Annotated in this window: 12 protein-coding genes; 5 read left to right on the top strand and 7 right to left on the bottom strand. The window is 72.9% G+C overall.

The window, feature by feature from the left end; translation table 11 throughout:
• Nucleotides 1-77 precede the first annotated feature (77 nt).
• Nucleotides 78-1,337, bottom strand: coding sequence for a helix-turn-helix domain-containing protein (locus tag OHS18_RS10255; protein WP_328616792.1), 1,260 nt, complete (start codon nt 1,335-1,337; stop codon nt 78-80).
• 145 nt (nt 1,338-1,482) lie between these two features.
• On the opposite strand from OHS18_RS10255, the gene OHS18_RS10250 reads away from it, so the two are divergent.
• Together OHS18_RS10250 and OHS18_RS10245 are read left to right on the top strand one after the other, a co-directional pair.
• Complete coding sequence (locus OHS18_RS10250; RefSeq protein ID WP_328616791.1) at nt 1,483-1,953, top strand: YdeI/OmpD-associated family protein; 471 nt, start codon at nt 1,483-1,485, stop codon at nt 1,951-1,953.
• A gap of 9 nt (nt 1,954-1,962) precedes the next feature.
• Nucleotides 1,963-2,580: a YdcF family protein gene (locus tag OHS18_RS10245; RefSeq protein ID WP_328616790.1), complete on the top strand. Its 618-nt coding sequence runs from the start codon at nt 1,963-1,965 to the stop codon at nt 2,578-2,580.
• Here the strand turns inward: OHS18_RS10245 and OHS18_RS10240 are convergent, their stop codons facing one another.
• From OHS18_RS10240 to OHS18_RS10225, 4 genes are all read right to left on the bottom strand, one after another.
• Nucleotides 2,581-3,723 (bottom strand): serine hydrolase domain-containing protein, encoded by a 1,143-nt coding sequence (locus tag OHS18_RS10240; RefSeq protein WP_328453624.1) that lies wholly within the window; start codon nt 3,721-3,723, stop codon nt 2,581-2,583.
• Between the two features lie 73 nt (nt 3,724-3,796).
• Nucleotides 3,797-4,153 (bottom strand): putative quinol monooxygenase, encoded by a 357-nt coding sequence (locus OHS18_RS10235; protein ID WP_328453625.1) that lies wholly within the window; start codon nt 4,151-4,153, stop codon nt 3,797-3,799.
• The gene (locus OHS18_RS10230; RefSeq protein WP_328616789.1) at nt 4,150-4,905 is read right to left on the bottom strand and encodes an MBL fold metallo-hydrolase; all 756 of its coding nucleotides are present in this window, start codon (nt 4,903-4,905) and stop codon (nt 4,150-4,152) included. Before OHS18_RS10230 ends, OHS18_RS10235 begins: the two co-directional genes overlap by 4 nt.
• Before the next feature lie 15 nt (nt 4,906-4,920).
• Nucleotides 4,921-5,706 (bottom strand): alpha/beta fold hydrolase, encoded by a 786-nt coding sequence (locus OHS18_RS10225; RefSeq protein ID WP_328616788.1) that lies wholly within the window; start codon nt 5,704-5,706, stop codon nt 4,921-4,923.
• 95 nt (nt 5,707-5,801) lie between these two features.
• On the opposite strand from OHS18_RS10225, the gene OHS18_RS10220 reads away from it, so the two are divergent.
• Both OHS18_RS10220 and surE read left to right on the top strand, forming a co-directional pair.
• Entirely contained in the window at nt 5,802-6,224 is a 423-nt protein-coding gene (locus tag OHS18_RS10220; RefSeq protein WP_328453631.1) for a MarR family winged helix-turn-helix transcriptional regulator, read from the top strand.
• Between the two features lie 43 nt (nt 6,225-6,267).
• Nucleotides 6,268-7,011: a 5'/3'-nucleotidase SurE gene (gene surE / locus OHS18_RS10215; RefSeq protein WP_328616787.1), complete on the top strand. Its 744-nt coding sequence runs from the start codon at nt 6,268-6,270 to the stop codon at nt 7,009-7,011.
• 96 nt (nt 7,012-7,107) lie between these two features.
• Here surE and OHS18_RS10210 read toward each other — a convergent pair whose 3' ends face one another.
• Nucleotides 7,108-7,758, bottom strand: a complete 651-nt coding sequence (locus tag OHS18_RS10210; protein WP_328616786.1) for a GOLPH3/VPS74 family protein — start codon at nt 7,756-7,758, stop codon at nt 7,108-7,110.
• 169 nt (nt 7,759-7,927) lie between these two features.
• Here OHS18_RS10210 and OHS18_RS10205 point away from each other — a divergent pair, with 169 nt between their 5' ends.
• A complete protein-coding gene (locus OHS18_RS10205) occupies nt 7,928-11,317 on the top strand; it encodes a TM0106 family RecB-like putative nuclease (RefSeq protein WP_328618503.1) in 3,390 nt (1,129 codons plus the stop codon).
• On the opposite strand, the gene OHS18_RS10200 is transcribed toward OHS18_RS10205, so the two are convergent.
• Nucleotides 11,286-12,383, bottom strand: coding sequence for a serine hydrolase (locus OHS18_RS10200; protein WP_328616785.1), 1,098 nt, complete (start codon nt 12,381-12,383; stop codon nt 11,286-11,288). The genes OHS18_RS10205 and OHS18_RS10200 overlap by 32 nt on opposite strands.
• Nucleotides 12,384-12,420: the final 37 nt, after the last annotated feature.

Here is a 12,420-nt window from a genome sequence, read left to right as displayed (position 1 = left end):
CGGGGCCGTGGCGGCCGGGTGACCCTCCCCGGCCGCCACGGCCCGTTCACACCCGGCGTCGAGGGCCGGGCTTACGGTCACGTGTGGGCGGTGCCGGCCACGTCGATCGGCCGGGTCCCGCGCAACCGGTGCGCGTGCAGGGCGAGCTGCATGTCCAGCCGCTGCGCCGGGTCGTTCAGGCTGTCGCCGAACAGCTCCGTCAGCTGGTTGAGGCGGTATCGCACCGTCTGCGGGTGGATCTTCAGCACCTCCGCGATCTCCGGGGTGCTGCCCCGCGATTCCAGCCACGCCATCAGCGTCTCGCCGAGGCGCTCCTGCTGCTTCGCGGTCAGGCCGACGAGCGGGCCGAGGACCTTGCGGCTCAGCTCGGCGAGCAGGAAGTCGTCGTGCATCAGCCACACCGTGCTCAGGTGATCCGTGCTGTGCACGACCGGGCGCGGGTCGATGATCCGCTGGCGCATCAACTGCAACGTCCGGCACGCCCAGCTCAACGACGTCGCCGCGTCGGCCAGCGGTACCCGCGGCCCGACCGCCAGGTGCCAGCCGCGCAACGCGGGCTGCAGCAGCCGCAGGTCGCGCTCCAGGTTCGCGGACACCAGGCACGGCTGGGTGCTCTCCAGGTCGACCAGGACGTCCGCGTGCACCGGCAGGCCCTGCAGGTCGCCGTGCTGGTCGTCGGGGGGCTCCAGCGCCACGGCGTTGACCTGCTCCGGGAGCTTCCAATCGGCCGCTTTCGCGGTGGTGGCGATGCTCTGCGGGGACGACGGCGGCGTGGCCAGGATCAGTTCCAGCAGGCGCCGCCGACGCCGCTCGAGCGTGCCCGCGGCCTTCGTCTGGGCCACCGTGTAACCCTCGACCGAGTACGACGAGATCTCCTCGATCACGGCGAAGATCGCCTCGGCGCAGACGCACAGCATCGGCGTCGGCATGCCGGTGCGCTGGCCCCACGCCGCGATGTAGCGCCAGGCGGCCTGGCCGCCGACGCGGTAGGACGCCTGCAGCGAGTCGAGGCTGCCGCCGCCCTTGTGGACCCCGCGGCCCACCTCGCGGAACAGCTCGACCCACTTGTCCTGGGTGGACGGCTTCCCGCCGATGCTGTCGATCGAGCCGATGACGGCTTCTTCGATGGCCTTGATGATGACCGTGCCGAACCCGCCCTCCAGCGGCTTGGCGTACTCGGGCACCTCGCGCTGGATCGCTTCGAGGATCTTCTTGCCCAGGTTGTCCGCGTGCGGCCGGAACCGCCGCGCGACCTCGCCGGGCAGGGACACCCACAGCGTCCGGGCCTGGCTGCCCGTCTCCGGCGCCGGGCGTCCGCGCTCCGCCCGCTCGTTCATGTCGAAGCTCCTTCGCTCCACCGCCCCGTTTGCCATGCACTCACGCGCCGGGCGAGGACGCAAAACGGCCCGGACCGGCTGAGCCGCGGTGATGATTCCGGGGGACGCGGTTGTGCGCAGCTGCTAAAGACGCCACGATCGGCGGATGAGCGCACAGCGGTTCCGTGCCGTCATCACCGCAGGTCGCCGGGGTGCCGGCGTCATCGTGGTGCCGTTCGACCCGGACGAGACGTGGGGCGAGAAGGCCGATCACCCGGTCGGCGGCACGATCGGCGACCGGCACGTCCGCGGGAGGCTGTCGCCCGGCGACGGCGGGTGGGTCCTGACCGTGACGCCGTTGTGGCTGCGCGACACGGCCGCCGCGGTCGGCGACGAGGTGACCGTCGTGCTCGCCCCGGAGGGTCCGCAGCGCGGTGACCTCGCCGAAGACGTCGCCGCGGCGCTGGCGGCCGACCCGGCCGCCGCCGCGTTCTTCGACACGCTGGCGCAGTTCTACCGCAAGGCCTACCTGCGCTGGATCGACGGGACCAAGGGCAGACCGGACGTTCGCGCGGCCCGGATCGCCGAAGTGGCCGGCCTGCTCGCCGCCGGCGTCAAGCAGCGGCCGCGGCCCTAGCGTCGCCGCATGCGAAGAACGACAGGACCGGCGGTGGTCGGCGCCGCGATCCTGGCCTGGGGCGAGTGGGTGAACTGGCGCTGGTCTCGCGCCCTTGTCGGAAGTGGTGCGGGCGGGTCCGAAGCCGTGGTCGTGCTGGGCTACCGGAATCCGCGGCCGACGGCGAACTTCGTCAACCGCCGGCGCGTTCGTGCCGGAATCCGCTCCGCCGCCGCCGACACCCGCGTGATCTTCAGCGGTGGTCCCACGGGCGGTGGAGCCGCGGAGGCCCAGCTGATGGCCGATTACGCGAAGTCGGTGCTCGGGTTCGACGGCCCGGTGCTTCTCGAAGACCGGAGCGCGACGACGTGGGAGAACATCACGAACGTGATCCCGCTCCTCGAGGACGTCGACCGCGTCAAGATCGTCTCCCAGCCGGCGCACGCGCTCAAGGCCCGGGCGTACTTGCGGCGGCAGCGCCCTGATCTCGCCGAGCGGCTCGTGCGAGCGGACGACTACCGCCTCGGTGAGTGGATGGTCGGTAAACCCCTGCTGGCGCTGTACGGGCTGTGGACGCTCCGCAACCTCACGGCCGAAGAACGCCAGGTCGGGCCCGGGCCGGAAATCCGGCCCGGGCCCCCTCGGTGATCACCGGCAGAACGCGGTGTCCACAGTGGCCACGACGGCTTTCGCAGCCTGGTCCGCGTCGCCGAAGGTGCCCGGCAACGCCGTCACCGCGAGCCCGACGGACCGGCCGTCGTCCGTGGTGCCACCGCGGGTTTCGTACCCTTCGATGTCACCGCCGTGGCCCCAGTACGCGCCGCCGCAGCTGAGCGGGACGCGGAACAGCCCGAGGCCGTAACGCCACCCGGGCAGCAGCGGCGCGTCGACCGTCTTGCGCATCTCGGCGAGCTGCGCGGGCGGGAGCAGCCTGCCGTCGAGCAGCGCGCGGGAGACCTGCGCGAGGTCGCTCGGCGTCGAGATCAGCTGACCGGCCGCGCCGCCCCAGGACGGGTCCATCTCGGTGGCGTCGACGATCGTGGGATCGGTGAACGTGCGGGTCGCGTAGCCCTGCGGGTGCGGCCCGTGGATGGTCTGGTCCCCGGGCTGCGGCCAGTAGGTGTGGCGCAACCCCGCCTTCTTGATCACGCGTTCGGTGATCTGCTCCTGCACCGGACGCTCGGTCACGCGCTCGATGAGCAGGCCCGCCAGGAGGTAGTTGGTGTTGCTGTACTCCCACTGGGTACCGGGCGCGAACTTCGCCGGGTGGGCGAGGGCCGCAGCGAGCAGGTCGTGCGGCTGGAAGAACTTGTGCTGGATCTTCCCGAAGTCCTCCAACCCGATGTACTCGGTGTAGTTCGGGAGCCCGCTGGTGTGCTGCAGCAGCTGCCGGACGGTGATCTTCGTCCCGTCGATGCCTTCGCCGCGCACCACGCCGGGCAGGTACTTCTCGATGGGCGCGTCCAGCTCGACCTTGCCCTCGGCCACCAGCTGCAAGACGACGGTCGCGGTGAACGTCTTCGTGTTGCTGCCCGCCCGGACCTCGCCGTCCCGCGGCACCGGGACCTGGCCGCCGAGCCGGGCGGACCCGGAGACCAGCGACGTCGTCCGGCCGTCCTTGGTCACGGAGGCGAGCGCGGCCGGGAACTTCTCCTGGCTCACCAACGAGTCCAGGCTCTGCTGGACCGCCGACCTCGGGGGCGGGCCCGCCGCGGCCGCCGTCGTCAGGGCGGCCCCCAGCACCCCCGCCGCGGCCAGCACCACCACGCCCTTGCGCACCGTCGTCTGCATCAGCTCTCCTTCGCCGAACCGGATTCGATGGCTCAAGGCTGGTCGAATCCGGCACGAAGATCAGTAGCGCTGCCTACCGGACCCCGGGTAGTGCAGGCGCTACCTCGGCGAGCTGGACCAAGGCCCCGGCGTCCGAAGTGCTGTGCTGGGCCAGTTCGGTGAAGAAGTGCGCGACGTGCCCGGTGGCCAGGTGCACGCGGAACGCGTCGGTGTCTTCGTAGATCTCGTAGAGGTAGAAGACGCCGGGGTTCGCGACGTCCTGGAACGCCCGGAACTCCCGGCACCCCGGCTCGGTCCGCACCGCGGCCGTGAGGATCGCGATGGCGGCGGCGAGCCGGTCTTCGTGACCGGGCACCGCCCGGACGACGGCGACCATGGGCCGTTCGCCGGGCGGGAGGTCGTCGCCGACCTCGGGCCGGAACTCCCTCACGGGACCAGCACCGGGGTGCCGGGCAGGACCAGGCGGACGTCGACCTCCGGCGCGAGCCGCGCGACGGCGTCGGCGTAGTGGCGCGGGTCCTGGTCGCCCTTGGTGATCATCCTGTCGCCCAGCCGTCCACTGTGGAACGCGTAGTGGTGCGGCACGGCCATGGTCGGCTTCAGCGCGGCCGTCAGCCCGGCGGCTTCTTCGGCGTCCATGACGACCTGCTGGAGGTTCATCGGCCGGATGCACAGGCCGTTGGTCGGCAGGATGGCCAGGTCGACGTGGCCGAAGCGCTCCGGGATGGTGTCCAGCTCGGGCACGCGCAGCGAGTCGCCGCCGAAGAACACCGTGCGGCCGCCCGCCTGGATCACGAAGGTGACCTCGTGGACGCCGTGCTTGCCCGGCGCCGCGGTCACCGTCAGCTCGCCGACCGTGGTGGCTTCCCACGCTTCGACGACGCGGACGTCGCGGAAACCCTTGTCCCGCGCGATGGCCGCGACCGTGCCCGGCCCGATCAGCGGCGTGTCGAGGTCGAAGCCGCCGGCGACCAACGCGTCGAGATCGCAGTGGTCGTAGTGCTCGTGGGTGACGACGACGGCGTCGAGCCGGCCGAGGTTTCCGACGCTCGAGAAGACCGGTTCGCCCTGGTAGTAGGTGGCGGTCTGGGTGAACCACGGGTCCGTGAGAACGCGGAGCCCGCCGATGTCGATCACTTGGCAGGCGTGCCCGATCCGGGTCACGCTCAATGAGGTGGGCATGGTTTCTCCTTGAGGTCAGTTGCCGAGGTCGAGCAGGGCACCGAGCAGTTCTTCGGGCGTCTCGAGCTGGGGGAGGTGGCCACTGCGGGGGAGCAGGGTGAACGTCGACAGCGGGATCGCGGCGGCGAAGGCGCGGCCGTAGTCCGGGGTGACGATGCCGTCGCTCTCGCCCCAGATCACGTGGACCGGGATGTCGAGCCCGCCGAGCCGCTTGGCCAGCGTCGGGTCGGCCATCGCCGCGCCGGTGTAGCCGAGGAGGGCGACGACGTCCGGGCTCGGACCGGTGCCCCCGGCCGGCGGCACCGGCGCCTTGCTCGCGTCGTGCCAGGAAATGGCCCGCAGCTCCTGCGGGGTCAGGCCGCGGACGTCGGTCACCGGGTGGCCGTCGACCTCGACGCCGACGCCGTCGACGATCACCGCGCCGCTGACCCGCGGGCTCTCGAGCAGGGCGATCTCGGCGGCCAGCCAGCCGCCGAAGGAGTTGCCGAGCACGGTGACGTCGGTGAGGTCGAGCTCGTCGAGCATCGTGACGTAGGCCTTGGCCAGCTCGGCGACGTTCGTCAGGCCGTCGGCCTTCGGGGTGCCGCCGAAGCCGGGGTGGGTGGGCAGCAGCACGCGGGAGTGGGTGCGCTCGGCGAGCAGGTCGGCGAAGCCGGCCATCGTCGCGACGCCGCCACCGCCGTGCAGCAGCAGGAACGGCCGGGTGCGGTCGCGGTCCTGGAAGGTGATCCCGACCGAGCCGAACGTGCGGGTTTCGGTGCGGGTGGGCCGGAGCGAACCGGCCTGGGGAAGCGTGGTCATGAGTCCTTCTTCGGTGTCGGCGGGGCCTTACCTAAGGAACCTTAGATCAGCTTCCTTAGATAAGCAAGCTGTCCTCGATGGGTTAGGGTGAGCGCATGACGTACCGCCCGGCAGAGGTCGCCCTGGCCGTGAAGCGCCTGCAGTACCGCCACCACCGCGCGCTGAGCCGCGCACTGGCGCCGCTGGGGCTTTCGCTCGTGCAGTGGGACACGCTGCGCCACCTGCACCGCGAGCCGGAGGCGTCGCTGCACGACCTCGCCGTGCTGACCTTCCAGACCGATCAGTCCTTCGGCTCGCTGGCCACCCGGATGGCCGACCGCGGGCTGATCGAGCGCGTCCCGGGCCCGGGACGCGCGGTGCGGCACCGGCTCACCGAGGAAGGCGAGCGGCTGCGCGCGGACGGCCAGGACCTCGTGGACGGCATCGTCGAGTCCTCGTTCGAGGACCTGTCGGCCGCCCAGGTCGACCAGCTGGGCGCGCTCCTGGACCGCGCCCTCGGCCCCGACCCCACTGCGTAGCCATCCGAGGACGTCCGGCCGCCTCGCCCGAGAAGGAGTACGCATGAGGATCCTGGTCACCAACGACGACGGCGTCGAATCGCCGGGGCTGCACGCACTGGCCCGCGGCGCGCGGGCGCACGGCTGGGACGTCGTCGTCGCGGCGCCGGCCCAGGAGGCGAGCGGCACCAGCGCGGGCCTCACCGCCGCCGCGGGGGACACCCGCCGGGTCGCCGTCGAGCGGCGGGACGTGCCGGGCCTGGACGGCGTCCCCGTGCACGCCGTCGCCGCGCACCCGGGACTCATCGCCCTGCTGGCGGCGCAGGGGGCGTTCGGCGATCCGCCGGACGTGGTGCTGTCCGGGATCAACCTCGGCGCGAACACCGGCCGCGCGGTGCTGCACTCGGGCACGGTGGGGGCGGCACTGACCGCGTCGCTGCACGGCGCCCGCGCGCTGGCGGTGTCGCTCGACGTCGAGCTGGGCGACGAAACCGACCCTCACTGGGACACCGCGGTCGCGGTCGCGGCGGGTTTGTTCGACCGGCTGGCGGCGCTGCCGGCCGGGTCGGTGCTGAACCTCAACGTGCCGAACCGCCCCGAGGCCGGTCCGCCGAAACGGGCCGGCCTGGCCGAGTTCGGCGCCGTGCAGGGCCGCATCGAAGACACTGGCGACGGCACGATCGCGCTGTCCGCCGTGCTGGTCGAGGGCGCGCTACCGCCCGGCAGCGACGCCGCGCTGCTGGCCGAGGGCCACGCGACGGTCACCGCGCTGCGGTCGGTCACCGAGGATCCCGACCTGGTCTGGTGACGGTGGGTCAGGCGGTGGCCGCCGACCGGTGGGCCGCGGTGGTCACCGCGCTGTGGTCGGTGTCGGAGGATCCTGACCTGGTCTGGTGACCGCGGTTCAGGCGGCGGCCGCCGATCGGCGGGCCGCGACGGACCAGATCAGGCCCTTCCGCAAGCCCGGCAGCACCGTGTCGACGTGGTCGGCGATCGCCCGGAACGCCTTCCGGTGCGTGCGCCGCTCCTTGGGGGTGAAGACGGTGTGGACGTCGCCGTTGGCGGCGAACAGGGCCAGGCTCGTGTCCTCGATGGCGACGCCGGCCGGGTCGTGACCGCCGAGCGCCGCGTTCCGCACGCGCTCTCGCAGCTCCCGGGCCCGGCCGGAGTCGGTCACCGTGACCCGGCGGACGGGGAACAGCCCCAGCGCCCGGCGGCGGTCGAGGGAGAGGACGCCGGCCGCGGCGAGCTGGTCGCGGACCTCGGCCTCGGCCCGGTGCCAGTCGCGGTCCAGGACGCTGGACCAGCGCCGCGGCCGGTCCGGGGGGACGCCGTCGAGGACCTGGGCGAGAAAGGGATCGTCCGGGGTGCGCACGGCCTGCGGGGTGCGTCCGGCCTTGCCGTCGAGGTCTTGCAGGAGGCCGCCGAGGGTCAGCTCGGCCACGGCGGCGGCCCGCAGCAGCGGCCCCCGGACCAGGACACTGGCCGGGTCGAGCCGGCGCTTGTCGCCGTCCCAGCAAAGCAGGTACATCCGCTGGGGCAGGGGCTGCTTCATGACGCTCCTCGCGGGTCGGCGCGCACTCCTCGACCGAACAGGAATACCCCGGCGGCCACGGTTCCGACCGTGTCGGGGCGATTCGTCACCGGAATGCGCGGCCGCGGGGTCGGCGTGTCGGGGCCCGTGTGGTCCGACCGGGTGTATCGCCGTGTCAGACTTCGCGGCGATGTACACCCCAGCCGATCTCGCCGACCTGCTCGAGTGCGAACACCGCAGCGTCCTGAACCAGGCGCTGGCCGCGGGCCTGCCGGGCGCGCCACGGCCCGGTCCCGTGCCCGACGAGCCCGGCCGCACGGCGGCGGAGACCATGCTCGCCCGGTTCCGCGCCGAAGGCCGCGCGGCGGTCGAGATCGACGTCCGCGACCTCGCTGCCGCTGCGAAGGCGACCGAAGCGGCATTGCGCGAAGGGGTGCCGGTGATCCACCAGGCCGTCCTTCGCGACGAAGAGTTCTCGGGCCGCGCTGACTTCCTGGTCCAGGACGCCGAAGGCCGCTACGAGGTGTACGACGCGAAGCCGGCCCGCCAGGCGAAGCCCGCTGCCGTGGTGCAGCTGACCGCCTTCGCCGACGCGCTGCGCCGGGCCGGCTGGCCGACCGGGCCGCAGCTGCACCTGCGGCTCGGCGACGGCGGCACCCGGACGTTGCGGGTCGACGACTTCCGGCCCCTGGTCGACCGCCTCGGGGCCCGGCTGCGCGGCCGGTCTCCGAGCCTGCCCGCCCGGCTCTGGGCCGACGAACGCCCGGCTTGCGCGACCTGTGGGTTCGCCCAGCACTGCACGTCCGCCCGCGAAGCCGACCGCGACCTTTCGCTCGTCGCCGGGATGCGCGGCGACCAGCGCCGCAAGCTCGTCGCCGCCGGGCTCGGCTCGATCGACGCGCTGGCCGCGGCCGGCCCGGCCGACCGGCCGCGGGACCTGTCCGTCACGGCGTTCGCGGCCCTGCGGGCCCAGGCCGCGCTCCAGGTCCGGCAGGACAAGACCGGCGACGTCTCCTACGAGATCGTCGAGCCCGGCGCGCTCGCCGAGCTGCCGGCCCCCGCGCCGGGCGACGTCTTCCTCGACCTGGCGGGCGATCCGCACGCGCTGGCGGGCGAGGGCCTGGAGTACCTCTTCGGCGCCGTCACCACGGAAAACGGCCAGGAGTTCACGCCGTTCTGGGCCCACAGCCGCGCGCAGGAGAAGCGGGCGTTCGAGGAGTTCGTCGACTTCGCCGAGGCGCGCGTCGCCGAGCACCCCGGCTCCCACGTCTACCACTACGCGCCCTACGAGGTCACCGCGATCAAGCGGCTCGCGGCGGTGCACGGCACCCGCGAGGAAGCCGTCGACCAGCTGCTGCGCGGCGGTGCGGTCGTGGACCTGCATGCGGTGGTGCGCAAGGCGTTGCGCGTCTCGCAGCGGTCGTACTCGATCCGCTACCTCGAAGCGCTCTACATGCCCGGCGCGCGTGAGGGCGGCGGGAAGACCGCGGTGTCGGACGTCGAGGCGTACGAGGAGTACCTGACCCTGTCCGCCGAACCGGAGCGCGCAGGGGAAATCCTGCGCGGGATCGCGGACACCACCGAGTACGACTGCGTCTCGACGCTGCGGTTGTTCGAGTTCCTCCACCAGGTCCGCGCGGACGCCGGGATCGACCTCCCGGAACCGGTCGAGGAGTCGGCCGAGGACGCGCTGATCCGCCAGGCCGAGGAGGACGTCGCCGCCGAGCGGCGCGCCGAACGGGCCGCGCAGCTGGCCGCGCTGGTCGACCCGCTGATCGAGGGCCTGCCGGACGACCCCGGCGCCTTCACCCCCGACGAACGCGCCCGCGCGCTGCTGGCGGCGTCGGTCGGTTACCACCGCCGCGAGACCAACCCGGCGTGGTGGGAGTACTTCCGCCAGCTGGCCGCGCCGCTCGGCGACCTCGAGGTCGACACCGCCTGCGCGGTGCCGGTGTCGCTGGACGCGGGGGAGTGGGTGCCGCCGGCCGGGCGGGTCCGCAACGCGAAGCGGACGCTGCTGCTGACCTGCGACCCGGACCGGCCGCACCCGTTCGCGCCGGGCGACGACGTCCGGCTGCGCTACGGCGCCACCGCCCGCGACGCCAAGGTCGTCTCGGCGACGGCCGTGGAGCTGACACTCGAAGAGAGCTGCCCGCCCGACGCCATCACCGGTGACCGGCCGACCGCCGTGCTGCCCGGCAGCCCGGTGCGTCCGTCGCCGAAGGACGAGGCCGTCGCCGATCTCGCCCGCCTGGTCGTCGACGCCCTTCCGGTGCTGCCGCGCCACCCCGGCGTCGACCTGCTCCGCCGGACGTCGCCGCGGCTGCTCGGCGGCGCCGCGTTGCCGGAGCCGGGGGACGATCTCGTCCGCACCGTCATCGAAGCCGTCGACGAGCTCGACGGGTCGACGCTCGCGGTGCAGGGTCCGCCGGGCGCGGGCAAGACCTACCTCGCCGGGAAGCTGATCGCCCACCTCGTGCGCGCCGGGCGGACCGTCGCCGTCACGTCCAACAGCCACAAGGCCGTGGAAAATGTGCTGAGCGCGGCGATGAAGAGCGCGCCGGAACTGCCGTGCGCCAAGCGCGCGAAGCGGACGCCGGACCCGGCCGCGCCGTGGGAGCAGCCGAAGAGCAACCCGGCGCTGGTGAACTGGCGCCTGGAGCACGACAACGGGCACCTGGTCGGCGGGACGGCGTGGACGTTCGCCAACGCCGCGATCCGCGAGGAACCGTTCGACCTGCTGATCATCGACGAGGCCGGCCAGTTCGCCCTCGCCGACGCGCTCGCGGTGTCGATGTGCGCCAGGAACGTCCTGCTGCTGGGTGATCCGCAGCAGCTGCCCCAGGTCGTGCAGGGGACGCACCCGGCGGGCGCGGAGGCCTCGGCGCTGGGGCACCTGATCGGCGAGGCCGACATCATGCCGCCGGCGCTGGGCTACTTCCTCGACGAGACCCGGCGGATGCACCCGGCCGTGTGCGAGCCGGTGTCGAACCTGTCCTACGCCGGCCGTCTGCACGCCCACCCCTCGGCCGCGGAACGCGCCATCGAGGGCGTCGAGCCGGGCCTGTACCTGGCCGAGGTCGACCACCACGGCAACACGACCCGCTCGGTGGAGGAAGCCGCCGCCGTCACGGCGATCGTGACCGGCCTCCACGGTCGCCTGTGGACGGACCACGGCACGCCCCGGCCGCTCGGCGACGCGGACATCGTCGTCGTCGCGCCGTACAACCTGCAGGCGCGCACCGTGGCGCGGGCGTTGGAGGAAGCCGGGTTCCCCGGCGTCCGGGTCGGCACGGTCGACCGGTTCCAGGGCCAGGAAGCGCCGGTGGTGATCACCACGATGACGTCGTCGTCGGCGGTCGACCTGCCCCGCGGGCTCGACTTCCTGCTGTCGCGCAACCGGCTCAACGTCGCCCTGTCGCGGGCGCAGGCGCTGGCGATCCTGGTGTGCTCGCCGCGGCTCGTCGAGGCCGACATCCGGACGGTGGACCAGATGCGGCTGGTCGCGGGCATGATCGGCCTGATGACCGGCGCCGCCCCCTGGCCCGTCACGCCAGCAGGTGAAACGCCCCTCGGATGACCGGCTGCGCTTCGGCGATCAAGGGGAGGGTGTCGAGTGTGGACTCCGGATCGGACACCATCAGGCTGACGGCTCGCCGGCCGCCGCCGGCGGTCCGCGCGAGGTAGTGCAGGGTGACGACGCCGGGCTCGCTGCCGCCCTTGTACCAGACTTCCGGGAACGCGGTGGCGTCCAGATCGAGGCCGTCATCGTTGCGGGACAAGGCGTTGCCGACTTCGGGCTGGTCGAACCGGAGCAGCCCGGCGTAGGCGCGGCAGACATCGGCCGGGGACGCGAACCACTCGACCTCGTCGATGTCCACGGGAGCGGGCCAGAGCTGTCCGGACGGAGTCTTGTGCCGGAAGAACGCCTTCGTGGTGCGGAACGGGACGTTCGCTTCGGGCCGCTGATGACCGAACAGCGCCAGCTGCCGCTCCACCGCGTCCCGGCCGAGCCGGTGGATCAGGTGGTCGGTCGCGGTGTTGTCGCTGATCGAGATCATCAGCCGGGCGAACTCGGACAGCGGGAACTCCGTGCCCGCCGGGTGGTTCTGCATCGTGCCGGACGGCAAGCTCTTCCAGTCGTCGCGGATCGCGAGGGGTTCGTCCCACGACGCTCGACCCTCGACGACGGCTTGGGCGAGCGCGCCCAGGACGTACAGCTTGAACGCCGACCCGATCGGCCGCAGCGTGTCGGCGTCGAGGCCGTGCACGATCCGGCTCTGCCCGCCGTCGATCTCCGCCGCGGCGAAGGACACGCGCTTGCCGAGGCCCGCGAGCCGCGCGTCGATTTCGGCCCACGACGCCGGCTTGAGGTCATCGGGCGTCAGCTGCAGGTCGTCGACGAGTCCCGCGTCGTCCACGTGCACGGTCAGGAGGTAGTCCCCGGCCGGGCCGCGGACCGGCACCCGGTTCTCGCTGCCGCCTTTCGCGAGGATCGTGAGCGGTCCCACCGAGGCGAGTGCCGCGTTGATCCCGGCCGGCCCGCCGCTTCCGTCCACAAGGGACGGTGCGAGGCGCGCGCGGATTTCGTCGTCCGGCAGCGGCGCGCGGGCCGACGCGGCCACCAGCCACTCCAGTGGTGTCATGGTTCCCCCAACGTTCGCAAGTTTTGCGAACGGTAGC

This window comes from Amycolatopsis sp. NBC_00355 (assembly GCF_036104975.1).
GTDB lineage: Bacteria > Actinomycetota > Actinomycetes > Mycobacteriales > Pseudonocardiaceae > Amycolatopsis.
This window is presented reverse-complemented; position numbering and strand designations above follow the sequence as displayed.

Bases quoted from the DNA above. Each gene is read 5' to 3' on its own strand.
- OHS18_RS10255 (WP_328616792.1), bottom strand. From the start codon at position 1,337: ATGAACGAGCGGGCGGAGCGCGGACGCCCGGCGCCGGAGACGGGCAGC.
- OHS18_RS10250 (WP_328616791.1), top strand. From the start codon at position 1,483: ATGAGCGCACAGCGGTTCCGTGCCGTCATCACCGCAGGTCGCCGGGGT.
- OHS18_RS10245 (WP_328616790.1), top strand. From the start codon at position 1,963: ATGCGAAGAACGACAGGACCGGCGGTGGTCGGCGCCGCGATCCTGGCC.
- OHS18_RS10240 (WP_328453624.1), bottom strand. From the start codon at position 3,723: ATGCAGACGACGGTGCGCAAGGGCGTGGTGGTGCTGGCCGCGGCGGGG.
- OHS18_RS10230 (WP_328616789.1), bottom strand. From the start codon at position 4,905: ATGCCCACCTCATTGAGCGTGACCCGGATCGGGCACGCCTGCCAAGTG.
- OHS18_RS10225 (WP_328616788.1), bottom strand. From the start codon at position 5,706: ATGACCACGCTTCCCCAGGCCGGTTCGCTCCGGCCCACCCGCACCGAA.
- OHS18_RS10220 (WP_328453631.1), top strand. From the start codon at position 5,802: ATGACGTACCGCCCGGCAGAGGTCGCCCTGGCCGTGAAGCGCCTGCAG.
- surE (WP_328616787.1), top strand. From the start codon at position 6,268: ATGAGGATCCTGGTCACCAACGACGACGGCGTCGAATCGCCGGGGCTG.
- OHS18_RS10210 (WP_328616786.1), bottom strand. From the start codon at position 7,758: ATGAAGCAGCCCCTGCCCCAGCGGATGTACCTGCTTTGCTGGGACGGC.
- OHS18_RS10205 (WP_328618503.1), top strand. From the start codon at position 7,928: ATGTACACCCCAGCCGATCTCGCCGACCTGCTCGAGTGCGAACACCGC.
- OHS18_RS10200 (WP_328616785.1), bottom strand. From the start codon at position 12,383: ATGACACCACTGGAGTGGCTGGTGGCCGCGTCGGCCCGCGCGCCGCTG.